This window comes from Lysobacterales bacterium (genome assembly GCA_014946745.1).
In the GTDB taxonomy this organism is placed as follows: domain Bacteria; phylum Pseudomonadota; class Gammaproteobacteria; order Xanthomonadales; family Xanthomonadaceae; genus Aquimonas.
In genome coordinates this window covers 1,487,233-1,504,979 of the sequence record JADCRD010000001.1, presented here as the reverse complement: position 1 = coordinate 1,504,979, position 17,747 = coordinate 1,487,233, and the positions used below count along the sequence as shown (strand labels likewise).

Below are 17,747 nucleotides of genomic sequence, written 5' to 3'. Positions count from 1 at the left end.
CAGCAAAAGGTGCCGTATCGAGAATCCAGTCGTGGCATGAGGTATTGCAAAGCTTGGGCGTTCGCACAGCCTCCAAGAATGCGCATCGTCGAGCAACGCGCTATGGCGAACAGGAATCAGTCAGCCCCTACTTCCCCGGCATAGCAAACCCCCGCCCCCGCGCCCAAGCCCGCGGATGCGGCCGCTCTTCATCCTGATGCCGCCCCTCCCCATCGTCGCCGCGCAGCTTGTAAGCCGGCGTCCAGCGCGGGTCCTGCGGTTTCGGCGGCTTGATCTCGAACCCACTGCGGCTGGTCGTGTTGGCATGGGCAATCTCCAGCGTGTACTTGCCCGGCACCGGATACAGCCGATGCCCCAGGCGCTGGGATTCCGCATAGGGCTGGTGCTTCCGCTCATCGCGCTTGTCGGCGTCCAGGGCTCGCAGGGCCTGCTTTTCGGCGGCGAGGGTGAGTTCGGCGTCCAGGGCCAGGTTCCAGCTGAAGCTGTTCAGGCCTACCTGCGCCTCACGCTCGAAGGTGGCGAGCGGGCGGTCTTTCTCATCCAGCAGGCGGAAGCGCACGGGGCCGGCGGCTTTGGCCCAGTAGGTGCCGGTGAGTTCGGGCAGGTGTTCCGGGCGGTCGAACCAGGGGTCGGGGCGGCGGCGCCAGTCGCGTGAGGCCTTGAGGTCGTCGATGTGGAACAGGTGCACGGCGCTGTTGCGCACCTCACTGCTGAGCTGCTGCACCGGCAGCACGTCGACGATCCAGGCGCTGCGGCCGTGGGTGCCGGCGATCAGTTCGCGGTCGCGCGGGTGTACGAACAGGTCGTGCACCGGCACGTTGGGCAGGCCGCCGTCCAGCGCCTGCCAGCTGCGGCCGCGGTCCAGGCTGGCGTACACGCCGCGGTCGGTGCCGACATAGAGCAGATCCTGGTTGACGGTGTCCTCGCGGATCACGTTGACGGGCTCGGCGGGTAGGCCCTCGGCAATCGACTGCCAGCTCGCGCCGAAGTCGTCGCTGCGGTACAGGTAGACGCGGTCGTCGTCTTGCCGGTAGCCGTTCAAGCTGAGGTAGATGCGCTCGCTGCTGTGGCGCGAGAGTTCGATGCGGCTCACCCAGCGGTCGGCGGGCAGGGCGGCATCCACCTGCTGCCAGCGCACGCCGCCGTCGGTGCTGACGTGCACGTGGCCGTCGTCGGTGCCTACGCCCAGGCGGCCGAAGTGCAGGGGCGATTCGGACAGGCTGGTGATGGTGGCGAAGGGCACGTTGCCGCGCTCTTTCGAGCTCGTCATGTCGGGGCTGATGGCGGCCCAGCTGCGGCCGCGGTCGAAGCTGCGGTACAGGCGGTTGCTGGCCATGTAGACGGTGCGCGCGTCGTGCGGCGAGAGGATCACCGGCGTGCTCCAGTTGTAGCGCAGCAGGGGCTCGTTGAGCGCTGCGCGCGGGCGCACCTCGTGGCGTTTGCCGGCGCTGTCGATGCGGGTGTAGTAGCCGAACTGGTAGCCGGTGTAGGTGTCGCCGGATTCATCGTCCACCGCCACCCACATGCCGTCGCCGCCGTTGATCGGCGACCAGTCTTCGCCCAGCTCCCAGCGCGTGCGGCTGCTGCCTTTCCAGGTGCCGTTGTCCTGCATGCCGCCGTAGACGTTGTAGGGCTCGGCCATGTCGGCGTAGATGGTGTAGAACTGGCCGAGCGGTTGGGCATCGAGGCGGCGCCAGGTGATGCCGGCGTCATAGCTCACGTCCAGCCCGCCGTCGTTGCCCACCACGATGCGCTGCGGGAAGTTGGGGTCGATCCACATCGCCTGGTAGTCGACGTGCACGCTGGGGTGGTTGGTGTAGCCGGACCAGGTCTTGCCTCCGTCAGAGGAGACGATCAGCGGCACGCCCATGGTGTAAACGCGCTCGGCGTCGCTGGGGTCAACCGCGATCTCGCCGAAGTAGTAGCCGTAGGTGTAGGTGACTTCGCGGATGGGTTCGTCGTGCGTGCGGCGCCAGCTCGCGCCGCCGTCGTCGCTGCGCCAGACGGTGTGGCCCCAGGCGGGGTTGTCGAACAGGGCGGCGTTGCCGTCTTCGAGGCGGCTGAGCAGTTGTTCGAGGGTGATGGAGCCGTCGCGCACTTGTGCGAGCAGGGACGCGGCATCGAGCTCGACCGGCAGGTCGGCGCCGCGGATGAAGCGCTCGATTTCTTCGGGGTCCTGCTTGAGGAATTCGTCTTTGCTCATCGCGCGCAGGCGCTGCGGTGAGAGCGGGCGGTCGCCTAGGTCGCGCAGGGCTTCGGGCAGTTCGGCCCAGTGGTCGATGCTGGCGTAGACGTTGTCGGGCTGGCTGGCGGCGATGGCGAGGCCAATGCGGCCCACACCAACATCCTGCGGCAGGCCACCGGCAAGCTCGCGCCAGCTGCGGCCGCCGTCTTCGGATTTGTAGATGCCCGAGCCATCGCCGCTTTCAGTGAACTGCCACGGCGTGCGCGTGCGGGTCCACAGCGCGGCGTAGAGCACGTCGGGGCGGGTGGGGTCGATGACGAGGTCGCTGGCGCCGGTCCAGTCGTCGTTCGGTTTCAGCACCTGCGTCCAGCTGTCGCCGCCGTCTTCGCTCAGGAAAATGCCGCGCTGGCCGCCGGGCGTGTAGAGCTTGCCGGCAGCGGCCACGATCACGCGCTGGCTGTCGCGCGGGTCGACGAGGATTTCGGCAATGCGGTCGGTGCCAGTGAGGCCCTTGCGCGCGAAGCTCTTGCCGCCGTCGTGGCTGACGAACACGCCGTGGCCGCCGTAGTTGGAGCGCGCGGCATTGGGCTCGCCGGCGCCGATCCACAGGGTTTCGGGCTTGGACGGGTCGACTGCGATCGCGCCGATCACGGTGTTCGGCAGCTGATCGGTGAGGGGCTCGAAGCTGCCGCCGTTGTTGGTGGTCTTCCACACGCCGCCGGTCGCATAGGCCACGTAGAAGGTGTAGGGCTGGCCGGGCACCGAAGCCAGATCCACCACGCGCCCGCCTTGCCCGGTGGGGCCGATGCTGCGCCAGCTCAGGCCTTTGAAGATCGATGCGTCCTGCATCTGCTGATGTTGCTGCCACGCGGCTTCGCGCTGCTCGGGCGTGCTGGGCGCGCCGGGAGTGGGCCGTGCTGCGTGCGTGGGTGCGGCGAGGCAGAGCAGCAGCAGGGGTCCGATCCAGGGGGCAGTGCGCATCGATGGGTCTCCGGGCGGCGGTGCGAGGGCAGGGTGGCGGTGCGGGGCAGGGTGGTGTGGTGTTTCGCAGATGGGGGGGCGTGTGGCAAGTGCTGGTCTTCTGACCACGACGCATGGCGTCGCTCCCCTCTCCCCTTGTGGGGCGAAGCGGGCCGCCTTCAAGCGCCCGGTGGGCGCTTGAGGCCCGGTGAGCCCGAGCGAAGCGAAGGCGGGGTCGGGGGAGAGGGGTAGAAGGCTTCCGGCGAGAGTTGTCCCCCTCTCCCCAACCCCTCTCCCTCCGGGGGAGAGGGGCTTACAAGCGGGCGATGTCGTAGGGCTGGGCGAGCTTTGCTCCCCTCTACCGTTGATGCCCGATGAGCCGGAGCCAAGCGTTTGCTCCCCTCTCCCCTTGAGGGAGAGGGGCTGGGGGAGAGGGGTGGAACGCTTGCGGCGAGGTTTCTCCCCCTCTCCCCAACCCCTCTCCCTCAAGGGGAGAGGGGCTAAACCGGAACGCATCCCTTCCCTCCGAGCGAGAGGGGCTCAGAAGCGGGCTGCTCACTCCAGAATCGACAGCGGCATCCCCGGTACCCACGGCGCTCCCGCTTCGACCAAAGCGCGCTCGAACGCGGGCAGGCGGCGTTCGGTGAGGTCGACCCAGTCGGTGCGGATTTCCGCGTACGCCTGCTCCGCCAAAGCCAGGCTCTGCTCGTGACTAGGCGTTGGCCCGTAGGTGGAGAGCTGTGTGCCCATCTGGGCGACGAACAGGCGCTCGTTCAGGCCCGGCGCGCGCAGGTGGCCCACCGCTTCTGCGGCTTCGGGCACACCGTTCACCGCGCGATTGATTGCGTACACCTGCTTGCGCAGCGCATCGAACTCGGCGTCCAGCGTGCTCGGCGCCGAGCGCGTGCGCTCCAGCGCTTGGGCCAGCAGAGTCATGTGTTGCTGCAGGCTGGGCAGGGCGAGCGACAGCGCGGTCGCCTTGCGCTGCAGGCCGTCGATGCGCGCCCAGAAGGCGACCACCGCGGCCGGCTCCGCGCCGGGCAGGCTGCCTTGGGTCATGCGCTCGACCTGCACTTCGACCGGGCCGGCCAGCGGAGTCACCACGCCATCGACGCGCTGCGACAGCTCGGCGGTGTAGGTGCCCGGCGCGACGAGGTGGCCCGTCGCATCCGGCGAGAAGTAGTCACCCTGTGCACCGATCGCCTGCGTGGGCGGGGTGCGCAGGTCCCAGGTGACGCGGTGGAAGCCCTTGGCCGTGGGGGCATTGGCGATGCGCCGTACGACCTGGCCTTGATCGTCGCGCACGGTGAGCAGGATGGCGGGGTCGGCTTCCTGCTGTTCGGCTTCGATCGCGGGCCAGCCGGGGAAGGGCGTGTCTTCGCCCTTGGCGATCAGCGGCTTCTCCTGTTCCTGGCGTTTCTTCGTGCGGGAGGTCAGGCCATCGCGCAGGTAATAGGTGAAGGTGGCGCCGAAAGCAGGGTTGGGTGCGGTGTAGAAGGCGTGGCCCTGCGTGGCCTTTTCACCGAAGCCCAGCGGGGTGCGCTCGATGTACCACCAGGCCCGGCGCGGGGCGAACAGGGCGGCTTCGCGCTGCAGCAGGGCGTCGTCGACCTGGCGCAGCGGCGAGTAGTCGTCGAGTACGAAGAAGCCGCGGCCGAAGGTGGCGCCGACCAGATCGTTCTCGCGCTTCTGGATCGCGAGGTCGCGGAACGAAATCGTCGGCACGCCGCCCTCCAGCTCGATCCAGCGCGTGCCGGCATCCGGGCTGAAGAACAGGCCGAATTCGGTGGCAGCGAACAGCAGCTCGGGCTTGATGTGATCCTGCACCACGCGCCACACCAGATGGCGTTCCGGCAGGTCGCCGCTGATCGAGCGCCAGCTGCGGCCGCGGTCGCTGCTCTTCAGCAGGTAGGGCTTGAAGTCGCCTTCCTTGTGGTTGTCGAGGGCGACGTACACCGTGTCGGCGTCGTGCAGGTCGGCCTTGATGTCGTTGACGAAGGCGCGGGCCGGCACGCCGGGCAGCTTGCTGACTTCGATCCCGCGCCAGCTTTCACCGCCGTTCTCGGAGATCTGGATCAGGCCGTCGTCCGTGCCGACATACAGCAGGCCGGCCTGCTTCGGCGATTCCGACAGCGAGGTGATGCTGTTGAAGTAGGACATGGCGTACATGTCCCAGGCGGCGTCCCAGCTCTGCTGGCGGCCCATCAGCGGCAGACGCAGGCGGTCTTCGTTGCGGGTGAGGTCGCCGGAGATCGGCGTCCAGGTGTCGCCGCGGTTGTCCGAACGCCAGACGCGCTGCGAGGCGTGGTACAGCCGCGTCGGCGCGTGCGGGCTGACGAGGATCGGCGCGTCCCAGTTGAAGCGCTCCGGCGGGTCGTTCGGGCCGGGCTGCGGCTGGATGTAGACCAGCTCACCGACCTTGCGGTCGTAGCGCGCGAGATTGCCCTGCTGCCAGTGCGAATAGACGATGTCGGGGTTGCCGGGCTCGGTCGCTGGCTGGTGGCCATCGCCGAACAGGGTGATGAACCAGTCGGAGTTGCGGATGCCGTGGATGGTGTCGGTGCGCGAGGGCCCGCCCTGGGTGTTGTTGTCCTGGGTGCCGCCGTAGATGTTGTAGAAGGGCTGGTCGTCGTCGACCGCGACCTTGTAGAACTGCGTCACCGGCAGGTTGGCGATGTAGCGCCAGGTCTTGGTGTCGTCGAAGGATTCGTACAGGCCGCCGTCCGAGCCGATCATCACGTAGTCGGGGTCGTCGGGGCGGAAGGCGATGGCGTGGTCGTCGACGTGCTTGTGCTCGTTGTTCAGCGGCACAAAGGTCGCGCCGCCGTCGTGCGAGATCATGGTCGTGTTGCTCATCAGGTAGATGCGGCCCGAGTGGTGCGGGCTGGCGTAGAGCTCCTGGTAGTAGTGCGGGCCGGTGCCGCTGGAAACGGTATCGGAGCGCTTCTCCCAGGTGGCGCCGCGATCGGTGCTGCGCCAGATGCCGCCGGTGCGGCGGTCGAGTTCGATCGCGGCATAGACGGTGTCGGGCTCGTGCGGCGAGATCGCCAGCCCGATTTTGCCCATGCTGCCGTCGGGCAGGCCCTGTGCCAGTTTCGTCCAGGTCTTGCCGCCGTCTTCCGAGCGGTGCAGGCCGGAGTTCGGCCCGCCGCCCATGTAGGCGGCCACGCTGCGGTGGCGCTGCCAGGTGGCGGCGTAGATCCGGTCTGGGTTGCGCGGGTCCATGACGATGTCGGTCACGCCGGTCCAGGCATCGTCGCCCAGCGTGCGCTGCCAGGTCTTGCCGCCGTCCTCGGTGCGGTAGAAGCCGCGTTCGCCGCCCTGATTCCACAGCGGCCCCTGCGCGGCCACGAACAGGGTGTCCGGCGCTTTCGGATGCACCAGAATCCGGGCGATGTGCTCGGAGCCCTTGAGCCCGATGTTCTCCCAGTTGGCGCCGCCGTCGCGGCTGCGATACACGCCGTCGCCGTAGCCCACATGGCGGCCGCCGACGTCTTCGCCGGTGCCGACGTAGAGCACCGAGGTGTTCGAGGGGTCGATCGCCAGCGTGCCGATGGAGTACGAGGCCTGCGCGTCGAAAATCGGCGTCCAGGTGGTGCCGGCGTTGACCGTCTTCCACACGCCGCCCGAGCCCACCGCGACATACCAGGTCGCAGGGTCACCGGGCTCGAACTCGATGTGGGCGATGCGCCCGGACATCAGCGCGGGGCCGACGCCGCGCAGTGCAAGACCCTTGAAGGTCGGCGCCGACATCGGCGTGGAAGGCGTGTCCTTGGCAGTCGCAGCAAGGGCAGGGCAGACAACGAGCAGCAGGCACAAAGCGTGGCGGATCATGCATGGGTCCCGGTTCGAAGCGAACCACGAGCGTACCGGCCGCGTGATCGGGCTCAAGTGTCGAAGGGCAGGTAGGGCCCTTAAGTCGACGTAGGTGGCGCGCAGCAGACGGTCGTGCACGGCGGCCCAGGAGGCATCTGCTGGGGGTGCTTCAACCGCGATCCAATCCAGAGCCGCACTGTCCAAGGCGTGCAGTGCTCTTGTAGGTTGGGCCAAGCGAAGCGCGGCCCACCACCGCGAGAACTGGACGACGCGAGCGAGGTTCGGGGGCCGCCGAGTTGACCACCGCATGCAATGCGCTCGTGCGTGCGGCGATCCCGATCGCCCGACCTTGGGCCTCGCTGCGCTCGGCGCCAACCTACGAAGAACGCGCGCTGCGCCAGGGTTGTCGGTCGACAGGTTGCCAGGCCGGGTGCCGATTCAGTCGATGTGGGTGGCGCGTTGCAGGCGGTCGTGTACTGCTGCCCACGCGGCATCCGAGGGCGGGGCCTGCACGGCGATCCAGTCGAGTTGTGCACCGTCGAGCGCATGCAGCTCCGCATACAGACGCTGGGCGTAGGCAGCAGCGTCGTTGGGCATCTGGACTCGTTGCGCGGCTTCAATATCCACAGATGACAGCGCCAGCAGGGCGCCCCGTCCAGGCGGTAGCGCCTGACCGGGCTGCCACAGGAAAAGCGGCGTGCGCGGCGCATAGTGGCGTTGATGCAGACCGGGCGAGTCCTGCGCGATGCCGGGCGCGGTATCGGCCGGTACGGCGCGTCGCAGGGCAGCGCCCAGAACTTGCTCGATGAGAGCAGCGGGAATGGCGCCGGGGCGGAGCAGGGTGGCGCCATCCGGATCGAGACGCACGACCGTGGACTCGATGCCGTAAGCGCAGTCACCACCGTCGAGGATCAAGTCGACCGCATCGCCAAGTCCGCGCTCCACGTGCTCGGCACGCGTCGGCGAAAGCTGCATGAAGCGGTTGGCGCTGGGCGCCGCGATCGGCTCACCCAGCGCTCGAATCAGCGCCAATGCCATGGGATGTGCCGGCAGTCGCACACCCAAACGCGGACCGCCGCCGCTCAAGGCATCCGGCACATGCGCAGCCTTGGGCAAGACCAGGGTCAGCGGACCGGGCCAGAAGGCTTCAGCCAGACGCTGTGCGCTTGTCGGCCACGCAAGCAGCAGGCTGCGCGCCTGCTCAATCGAGTCCACGTGCGCGATCAGAGGGCTTGTGGCCGGCCGTTGCTTGGCGGCGTAGATGCGTTTGATGGCGTCGGAATCGAGCGCGCGCGCGCCGAGGCCGTAAACGGTCTCTGTCGGCATCGCCACAAGCCCGCCCGAGCGAAGCACAGCGGCAGCTTCGGCAATGGCGTCGGGGGTGGCAGGCAAGGTGCGGCTCATCGAATCCTGGGGGGCGGCTTCAGGGGGCGCAGAGTGTAGCGCCTGGCTCTCGCAGTTCCGGCCGAATCTCGCGTGGCAGAGGCTGGCGTGCACACGCCAAGTGCAGTGTGGCTTCCGACCCCGGCGGCCGAACGTCCGTCGGGCGCCAGCCCGAGACCGTGCGCAAGGCGATTCCGGACAAGGCCGCGATCGCTCGCCATGCAAGAGGACCGGGGAAATCAGCGCCACGAGTTCGGTAGAGCTTTTCGTGTGCGCATGACTTGGCGAGGGTCATGCCCCTGATCTGCATGTTGGACATAATATACATTATACGCATTTTCTGACAGGCCATCAGGTTCCGAGGCGCCGCAGACCCTTCGATGGAATTCCGCATGAATCCAACGCGCATGTTCGCTTTGGGCGCGCGACGGCATTCCTGTTGGCAAGCACCTGATCAGAAGGCGTTCGCATGCGTTCCATCATCGGTATCGCCCTGCTTTGCATCGCGCACGCGGCAACGGCGCAACAGGTCCGCTGCGTCAGCACCGTGGCACAGCTCGAGGCGGCGGCGCAGATCGCTGCCAACGAGGAGGTCGAGATCCGTCTGGTCACGGGTACCTATGACGTGACGCAGACGTGCCTGGACCGGAACCCGATCGCGTCGTGCGAAACGCGCAACAACACGATCAGACTGCGCGGTGGCTACAACAGCGGCTGCACGGCGCGCAGTGCTGATCCTTCCCTGACTGTGATCACGGCTCCCGGTCGTCAAGTGGACCTGATGACGTCACAAGACTCGGCGGATATCGCGATCGATCGGCTGACGTTTCGAAACATGGACTTCTTGCAGCCGATTCTCGAGGGGCTGACCGAAGGCAACTACAGCGCCGATATCGACCGCGTGTGGTTCGATCAAATCGGGAAAGTCCGTATCCAGCGTAAGCTCTCCCGTCAAGCGGACAAGGAATTCCTAGAACCTTCGGTTGCTTGGGCTTTGCGCTCGGCGGGTGTCATCCCGTCGAGGGCGTCATGGGGTCGTTCCTCGTTGTAGTCGAGCATCCACCACCACGCCGCCTCGCGGACGTCGTCCAAGCGAGAGAACAGGTGCGGGTCCAGGACCTCCTCGCGGAATGTCCGGTTGAAGCGCTCGATGTAGGCGTTTTGATTGGGCTTGCCGGGCTGGATGTACTGGATGGCCATACCTTGGGACTTCGCCCAAGCCACGAATGCTTCGCCGAGAAACTCAGGGCCGTTGTCGGTGCGCAGCACCTGCGGCAGCCCACGCTCGCGCTGCAGGCGCTCGAAGACGCCGATCAGGCGCTGCGCGTTGATCGAGGTGTCGACCTCGATGTGCAGCGCCTCGCGGTTGAAGTCGTCGATCACGTTGAAGGTGCGGAAGCGTCGGCCGCAGGCGAGCGCGTCGCTCATGAAGTCCGCCGACCACACGCTGTCGGGCAGTCGCGGCACATACAGCGGTACGCGCTCGCGTTTGGGCAGACGACGCTTGGCGGGGCGGCGCAGATTGAGCTTCATGGCCTTGTACACGCGATAGATGCGCTTGGGATTCCAGTCGGGACGCCGGCGCCGCAGCAGGTCCGAGCACTTCCAGAAACCTCGGCTCGGCCGCTCGCGCACAGCCTCTGAAAGCGCTGCGATCAGTTCGGCATCGCGCACCGTCCAGTCCAGTGGCGGGGCGTACCAGGCCGAGCGCGACAGCCCGATGCAGGCGCAGGACCGACGCAGCGGCAGGCGATGGGCTTCCGAGAGGAAACGCACCGCCTCGCGCTTCTGCGCCGGCGCTACAACTTTTTTGCGATCAGGTCCTTCATCGCCGAGTTCTCCAGCGCGAGGTCGGCGTACAGGCGCTTGAGGCGGCTGTTTTCCTCCTCGAGCTCGCGCACGCGCTTGAGCTCCGAGGCTTCCATGCCACCGAACTTCGACTTCCACTGGTAGTACGTCGCCACACTGATCCCGGCCTGCCGGCAAACGTCCTTGACCGGCATACCCGCATCGGCCTGCTTGAGGATCGAGACGATCTGCGTCTCGCTGAACTTTGACTTGCGCATCTGAACCTCCTGGCTGGGAAACCTTGCCAGAAAGTTCTAGAAACCTGTGTCCGCAGTACCGGGGAGCTTACGACAGCGCCGGCAATCCAGAGGTCAACCTGACCCTCATCAACAACACGATCACCACGATCCAGGGCGATCCGCTGGCCGTGGCGCCGGTTGGCAACAGCACGGCCGATCCGCTGTTTGTCAACGCTGCAGCGCAGAACTACCGCCTGCAGAACACCTCGCCCGCCATCAACACCGGCACGCCCATCGGCAGCGCGCAGACCGGTAGCGATCACACTGGCAACGTGCGCTGGTTCGGCACGCTGCCGGATCGAGGCGCCTTCGAATCCTCGGTGGGCACCACCGCAACCACAATCACCGTCACCAATACCAACGACAGCGGCGCCGGATCATTGCGGCAGGCGATTTCAGACGCCAAGGTGTCATCGAACTTGAATCGCATCCACTTCGGCATCGGCAGCACCTGCGGCCCGCGCATCATCAATCTCGCCACGCCGCTGCCGACGATCACCGGCCCAGTGGTGATCGATGGCTATACCCAGCCCGGATCGGCACGCAACACCGCTCCCACCGCGAACAACGCGGTGCGCTGCATTGGTCTGAACGGCCAAGGCAGCGTGTTCAACGGAATCTCCACCGACACCGATGACACAGTGGCGGTCACCATCGACGGGCTCGGCTTCGGCGGTTTCACTTTCATCGCATTGAATCTCACCGGCGGCAATGGTCATCGCCTGGTGGGCTCGCAGTTCGGCGGGCAGATCGGACCAGCCTCGAACCTGGTCACGCTGCTGCCCAGCGTCAATGGCGTGCAGGTGGGCTCGCTGCTCGGCAGCGCAGCGGCAGGCGTCGACATCGGCGGGCCCGATCCAGCTGAGCGCAACGTGTTCTCCGACAGCACCGACGCTGCGATCCGCGTCGGCGGCGGCGCGCGCAATGCCAACATCGTCAACAACTACATCGGCGTCGGTCCCGGCGGCAGCGCGAGCACCGAAGCCAACCGCGATGGCATCGTCATCGCCGGCCGCTTCACCGCGGTCACCGGCAACACCATCAGCAACAACACTCGCCACGGCATCCTTGTCGCCGGCAGCAACGCGCGCGGCACCGGGATCAGCAACAATCGCATCGGCATCAACGCACTGTGTACGCCGCTGAGCTGCGGCAGCACCTTCGGCAATGCGGAGGACGGCGTCCGCTTCGACGACGCTGCCGCCGATGCGGTGGTCGACGAAAACCAGATCCGCTTCAATGGCGACGATGGCGTGGTGATCACCGGCGATGCGGTGCGCATCGCGGTGCTGCGAAACACCATTACCGACAACGGTGAGCAGCCGATCGACCTGTCCGACGACGGCGCCAGCCAGAACACCAACAACTCAGGCCCGGTGCCGGCGGGTTCGGGCAACCTCCGCCAGAACCGCCCGACCGTAGCCAGCGCGATCGGTCAGGGCGCCGCCAGCCAGGCTGTGGGCATCGCCAGCGGCAGCCTGAGCTCCAGCAATGGCACCTACCGCATCGACTTCTACGCGGTGATCGATTGTCCGCTGCCGATCATCTTCGGCAGCGGCTCACCGCAGACCTGGCTGGGTGCCACGTTTGCCACGATCAGCAACGGCACCGCGAGCTTTGACGGCAACGCCAGTTACAGCGGCATTATTGCTGCGCCGGGTGATCCCGACTTCTTCGCAAGCCCACGCCTGATTGCCGCGACCGCCACCCGCATGACCAGCAGCGACACCGACAGCCAACCGCGCAGCACCTCCGAAGTATCCGGCTGCATTTCGTTCGAGGGGCGGCTGTTCTCCGACGGGTTCGAGTGATCGAGTCGTGGTACGAGCGCTCGATCGCCTGTCAGCACGCGCTGGGTTCGGCGTGCGGCCGCAGCCGCCTGCCGCTTTTCGCCCGCAAGGGATGCGACACGGCGGACTTCGCCGCTGGCGGTAGGGCCGCGGGTGTCAGGCCTCACGTCGCCCGGAACACGATGACTCGCCGCAGTGCCATCGATGGCCGAACCACCCGCTACGCCGCCGATGCGATCAGCCTGCAGCCGATGCGCGCGATCAACCTTGGTCGGTTGCGCCCCTTCCCTACCCCGCGCTCGCAACGTTTCGGCTGCGAAGCTTTCCGCCGCTCGATGCGCGCCGCATGTGATGTCTGACGAGCGGCGAAGAATCTGACAAAGGCGGAGCTTGTTCGCTGAGACAGTCGCCCTGCGTCGAGCTCTGTGGAGCTGACACACGCGGAACCGCTGCGTGCTCTGGCACTAGATGGCGGTGCGTGGCGCTTAGCAGCATCAGACGATTCCCAAGTTGTTCTCCCACGGATCCAGCGCCATCCGACCGCACAGGGTGCGAGATCCAGGCCGGCAAGCGAGCTTCGCCGCGATCCTCCGCTTGCCTCCCGCCCCGGCGTGGGCGATTGCCTGCGCCGCAACGGCTCCTTCGTTCGCGAGGAAATCATGGCCAGACCCCCCGCAAAGCCCGAAGCAAAATCCGCCGCTCTCGACGACGTCGCCCGTCTCACGCTCGATCTCGCTGCCGCCGACGAAAGCAAGCTTGTTCGCTTGAGAGCACTCTTGACGGCCGCAGCGACGCGAGGCGCTGACGCGCTTGGCCGCGCCACCCGTCTGTCAGCCGGGATCGAGGTGGGTCCGCAGTTGCGCTCGCAGATCAGCGGCGCGACGCTCGGCGCCGCTGAGGCCCGCAAGCCGCCGATCGTTGCCGTGCGGCGCGACCCGGGCGAGGACCTCGTGGCGGGCCGCATCGCGAGCCCCCTCAGCGCACTCGGGGCTGCCGAACGGCTCGGTCCCTTCACGGTCGATGACCGCCCCGTCTTCTTCGAGTTCTGGCGTGAGGCACGCCGGCTCGAAGTCACCGAACAAGGCGCTGCTCTCCCCGCCTTCGTTATCAGCAGCGGGCGACGCCCTACCGTCTCACGCCCCGGCGAAACGCGACTTGATCTTCAAAGGGGCACGGTCTGGATCCGCGGCAACCTCGTGGATCCGGCCCTCCCCGCTGGCGCCTATGTTGGAGTGACCGTCAGTGACGGCAAGCTCGCGCTCGCAAGCGTCTCCTCGCAGAGCGATGACCGGATCGAGGTCGCGGCGCCGCTCAAGGCAACGCTGACACTCGTGCTCGAAGCCGAGAAGATCGCGCCGAGCGCCGATGCCTGTTCATCAGGCGTGGCGCTCGAGCTGCCGACGCTCACACTGAGCTTCGGCCCCGGCGGCATGACGGTGAGTGGCGACGCTGGGCGGGCGGAAGCCTGGGGGCAAACCTTCGAGTTCGGCGCCCCAACCGGAACGGTGATGTTTGTTGCGCAGCTCTGGACGCTGCTGCTGGGCTACACGGTGGAGCCCGACAGCTTCGACGGTGGCGCGATGGCATCGACGCTGGCGGATTTCCAAGGCAAGGCGCGGATAGCGGGCGCCGCGCTGGCACTTCCTGTTGTGCAGGCGGCGCCTGCTGCGCTTGGCCCGGCCGCCGTGGCGCCCGGCTTCTGGATGGCGCTGGAGGGGCTCGAAGCGCGCTGGTATGCGCACGACCCGCGCTTCCATGTGCTCGACCCCTGGCTGGCGCTCACGAATCGCGGTACGGCGCTGCTCGATATCGACGTCGCGCCCCTGCCCTCGCCGGTCGAGACGACGTACAGGCTGTGGGCGCTGCCCGACACTGGCGGGCGGCGTCTTCCTTGGCGTCACGACTACCGCAGGCCCTTCCTGTTCTTCCATCGCTGCGATGTCGAGCACGGCGAAAGCCTGATGGCAACGGGAACGGTGAAGCTCGCGCTCGATCGGCCTGTGGCCGCCAACGGCCGGCCCCTCCGCACACCGACCGACACCGGCGCGATCCTTCTCACCGCCACCTCGGCTGGCATCCGCGCGATGCTCGGCGCTGGCATGAAGAACCCCGAGGAGACACGCCTCGTCTTCCGCAACGCGCTCGTCTGGACCACCGGCGCCGACATGGTCATCGCCGCCGGCAGCTTGAGCGATCGACACGCGATCGACCACGGCACTCTGGCGCTTCGATTCGGGGTCTATGCCTGGACGCCGACGCTGCCGGACCCCTACGTCGGCAACTTCCACATCTGCCGCCCCGGCTTCGACCGCCCGCGCGCTTTGCTCGGCGCGCTGGTGCGCTGGGACAGTCCCGAAGCGGCGCGCATCGACTTCGCCGGCGACCTGGGGCTGCCCTTGGTCTGCCCGAACCCGCGGTCCCCGGGGGAGCCGGTTCCCGCGCCGCGCTCTGATCGCGATCCCGACGTCGGCATGACCCAAACAGAGCAGGGGCGCAGAGGTCTCGATCGTCGGGCGCTGGAAGAGCTGAAGCAGGCACAGTCGCGCGAGCAAGAGCAGCGCGCGGGCCGCGTGCGCAACGCGATCAAGCTGAATCAGGCCTCCAACGCGGCCATCGACGGGCAGTTCAACGAGCGCCTGGGGCGCACGCCGCCATTCTTCCTGCTTGACGTCTCCACCAATCAGGACCTGCTCGGCGTTGCTCTGTGGGGCACGCCCGCCCGCGGCCAGAGTGTCACCCACGTGGCGGCGCTCCCGGCCGGTAGCGGTTTCCCGATCCTGGGGCTCGACGTCCACTCCAGCGTCGAGGCGATGCGCTTGGTCACGCTCCCGCAGATCCAGTGGGAGCCGGTGCGTACGCTCGATGAAGACCAGGACGTCCTCACCCTTGGCTGGTTTCCGACACCGCTCGCCTCGGCCACCGACGGCGGCGCAACCGTGCTCGGTGCGCGCTCGCAGAAGCTGGCGCCGGTGATTCCGGAGCCGCTCCTCGCCACCACGAAGGAGGTCTTCGACGACGGCACCCGGGTCACCTTCCGCACGACCCTGCCCTTCGGCATCGTCACGGTCGTCGACCTCCAGCCCAACGACAGCGGCTCGCGCCGCGCCGACAGCTACGAGATCACGCAGCCCGAATTTCCGACCGAGACGGCGAAAGGTGGGCTGCAGATCACTGCGAAGGCCGAAGGCGGCCGCGAGAAGCCGGGCGAAGTCTCGCCCTACTTCGAGGGTGCAACGCGGCAGCTCATCAACGGTGTTGACCTTGCGACCGGCATGCCGTTCGGGCTTTCGGTCCTGTCGAGTACCGGCGACCCCGCAGGCGACGTCGAGACGATCTTCAACAACGACATGTCGGCAAACCCCAAGGTGCCCGTCACCCGCTTCGACCTGTCGGGCTATGGCGGATCGAACTTCTCGAAGTGGGAGAACCCGTTCGCCCTGTTCGCCGAGACCGCGAAGACCCAGTTCCAGGTGATGACCGGGCGCACTGCGCTCGAGATCATCAAGGTGGCCAGCGTGCTGCACCCCTGGGGCATCAAGGTCACACGCTCGGTCATCGTCGAGCGCCGCTCGGGCGGCGGCGTGATCCGGCGCGACACGGGCTGGCAGGCGACCTCGCCCGGCCTGCTCGACTACCGCTATGTCGATCCCTCCAACCCTGCCCCGGACCCGCAGGTCGCCGAGTACGCCTTCGACTCTGGCATCTTCAAGGGCCTGTTCAACATCCGCACGATCCGCCCAGCGCCGGGCATCGAGTTCTCTGCGGACGGCGCCACCTTCGTGCCCTACTACTTCGACGCCGACCTCGCGCTTGAGGGGCTTGCGGGGCGCGTGCCCGCGAACGGCGTGCTCGGCTGGCTGCAAACCCAGCCGAACGGCGACCCCGCCAGCGCGGATGCGCTGCGCGCGCTGATCCAGGCGCAGGGCGCGCCCGGCGGCCCCATCGACACCTGGATCGACTTTGGCGCCTCGAAGCTGCCGTTCCGCGCCCGTCGGATCGAGATGGGCGTGGTCGACGACGCCGGCAAGCCGCTCTTCGTCGCCACCGTCCGGGGCGTGCCGAAACTGCCGAAGACCGGCGCCTGGTCGGTGGTCCAGCGTCCCGTTGCGGTCGTCCCTCCGGACGGTGGCGAGGCGGTGCCTGTCTCGGAATCCCTGGGCGTTCCGATCGTTCGCCGCCATGCCGTGAAGTATCCCGCCGGCAGCGACGCAGCCTTCAACGCCCCTCCGCGCGACGCGGCGGTTTCACTCGGCCCGTGGCGGATGGCGGATCCGATCGATCTGCTGACCCCCTCCGCGCCGCGAAATGATTACTGCCTGCTGCAAAGCACGCCGACCCACGGTTTCCTGTTTCCACGCCCGCAGTCCGGGAACACGGGCGCTGCGCGCGTCACCAGCACGCTGCCGCCCGAACTGGCGGACATCCTCGCGCGGTCAACCTCGAAGGGTGCCTTTCCGCCGCCACAGAACGCGATCAAGCTGCCGGCGCCGATGCACTTCAACGTCGGGCCGACGGGATCGATGGCGCTGTCGGCCCCGGTCACCGTGGTCAACCATCCCGTCCCTCTCCGCCTCGCCGGCAGCCAGGGCCACGGGTCGGAGTTGACCTACGAGGACTCGACCCTGCAGATGACCCTCGGCGCCGACACGTGGTCGGCCGAGTTCAACGGGCTCACGCTGTGGTCCGACATCGCAGGGCTCGAACGGGCCTCGGGCGCGAAGCTTCGCATCGTCGGCTCCACCGACCAGCGCCCGCAGGTGGCCGAGATCGACACGCTGGTCTACGAGCCCGTCGAGAAAATCCTGAGCTTCATCCCGGTCTTCGGCGCCCGCGACACGCTGGGCCCGATTGATCTGGGCGCGTCGAACGCCAAGCACGAGATCAAGGTCGTCATCGAGTCGATCCAGGAGGTCCCGAAAGAAGGCTTCTCGATCGGCGGGGCGACGATCAAGCTCCTCCTCGGTGCCGGCGGCTCCACGGGCTGGGACATGGCGACCGGCGGCACCAAGGCCACAGGCGAGCTCATGGCCGGCGTCAAGGCCGAGTTTCCCATCCTCGGCGGGGGTGGCGGCCCCGCCGAGCTCAAGGTCTATGTCCTCGTCCAGCTCGACGTGAAGTTCTCGATCGCGAGCGTCCTGGGTGTCGTAACCGAGGAAAAGCTCGAACTCACGGCCTTCGCCGGGCTTGGAGTGAAGGGCAAGGTCGGCCCGTTCGAGGCCTACGCCTATTTCGGGGTCGGCTTCGTCTTCATCTACGACTTCACGACCGACACCCCGAAGTTCGGCGGCCTCGTGCGGTTCGAGGCAGGCGTGAAGGTGATCGAGGATTTCCCGATCACCAGCGTCAAGCTTTTGGCCGAGTTGAAAGGCGTCGTCTACAAAAAGACCGAGGCGCTGCCCGGCGGCGGCACCAAGGACAAGACGCTCTGCGACTACACCGGCAAGGTGAAGCTGCAGGTCGACATCTTCCTCATCATCTCCATCAATGCGACCTACACGGTCAGCGGCACCACCACGCTGGAGTAGG

8 protein-coding genes are annotated in these 17,747 nt (G+C 67.3%); 4 read left to right on the top strand and 4 right to left on the bottom strand.

Translation table 11 applies throughout. From position 1 onward, the window contains the following. Positions 1-127: 127 nt before the first annotated feature. From H4O13_05840 to H4O13_05830, 3 genes are all read right to left on the bottom strand, one after another. Complete coding sequence (locus H4O13_05840; protein MBE5314910.1) at positions 128-3,166, bottom strand: glycosyl hydrolase; 3,039 nt, start codon at positions 3,164-3,166, stop codon at positions 128-130. A gap of 534 nt (positions 3,167-3,700) precedes the next feature. Next, a complete protein-coding gene (locus tag H4O13_05835; protein MBE5314909.1) occupies positions 3,701-6,979 on the bottom strand; it encodes a glycosyl hydrolase in 3,279 nt (1,092 codons plus the stop codon). A 420-nt stretch (positions 6,980-7,399) separates the two neighbouring features. Further along, positions 7,400-8,365, bottom strand: coding sequence for a threonylcarbamoyl-AMP synthase (locus H4O13_05830; GenBank protein ID MBE5314908.1), 966 nt, complete (start codon positions 8,363-8,365; stop codon positions 7,400-7,402). Positions 8,366-8,813: 448 nt separating this feature from the next. Between H4O13_05830 and H4O13_05825 the strand changes: the two genes are divergently transcribed. Further along, entirely contained in the window at positions 8,814-9,395 is a 582-nt protein-coding gene (locus H4O13_05825; GenBank protein ID MBE5314907.1) for a hypothetical protein, read from the top strand. On the opposite strand, the gene H4O13_05820 is transcribed toward H4O13_05825, so the two are convergent. Next, positions 9,296-10,410, bottom strand: a protein-coding gene (locus tag H4O13_05820; protein ID MBE5314906.1) for an IS3 family transposase whose coding sequence is annotated in 2 segments (ribosomal slippage) — positions 9,296-10,158 and positions 10,158-10,410 — 1,116 coding nt in all. Because the reading frame shifts where the segments join, the coding sequence is not laid out codon by codon here. The two genes, H4O13_05825 and H4O13_05820, sit on opposite strands and share 100 nt — an antisense overlap. 23 nt (positions 10,411-10,433) lie before the next feature. On the opposite strand from H4O13_05820, the gene H4O13_05815 reads away from it, so the two are divergent. From H4O13_05815 to H4O13_05805, 3 genes are all read left to right on the top strand, one after another. Continuing rightward, the gene (locus H4O13_05815; GenBank protein ID MBE5314905.1) at positions 10,434-12,242 is read left to right on the top strand and encodes a right-handed parallel beta-helix repeat-containing protein; all 1,809 of its coding nucleotides are present in this window, start codon (positions 10,434-10,436) and stop codon (positions 12,240-12,242) included. Continuing rightward, the gene (locus H4O13_05810) at positions 12,239-12,580 is read left to right on the top strand and encodes a hypothetical protein (GenBank protein MBE5314904.1); all 342 of its coding nucleotides are present in this window, start codon (positions 12,239-12,241) and stop codon (positions 12,578-12,580) included. The genes H4O13_05815 and H4O13_05810 overlap by 4 nt, the downstream gene beginning before the upstream one ends. A 300-nt stretch (positions 12,581-12,880) precedes the next feature. Next, entirely contained in the window at positions 12,881-17,746 is a 4,866-nt protein-coding gene (locus H4O13_05805; protein MBE5314903.1) for a hypothetical protein, read from the top strand. Position 17,747 lies beyond the last annotated feature (1 nt).

Bases quoted from the DNA above. Each gene is read 5' to 3' on its own strand.
- H4O13_05830 (MBE5314908.1), bottom strand. From the start codon at position 8,365: ATGAGCCGCACCTTGCCTGCCACCCCCGACGCCATTGCCGAAGCTGCC.
- H4O13_05825 (MBE5314907.1), top strand. From the start codon at position 8,814: ATGCGTTCCATCATCGGTATCGCCCTGCTTTGCATCGCGCACGCGGCA.
- H4O13_05805 (MBE5314903.1), top strand. From the start codon at position 12,881: ATGGCCAGACCCCCCGCAAAGCCCGAAGCAAAATCCGCCGCTCTCGAC.
- H4O13_05835 (MBE5314909.1), bottom strand. From the start codon at position 6,979: ATGATCCGCCACGCTTTGTGCCTGCTGCTCGTTGTCTGCCCTGCCCTT.
- H4O13_05840 (MBE5314910.1), bottom strand. From the start codon at position 3,166: ATGCGCACTGCCCCCTGGATCGGACCCCTGCTGCTGCTCTGCCTCGCC.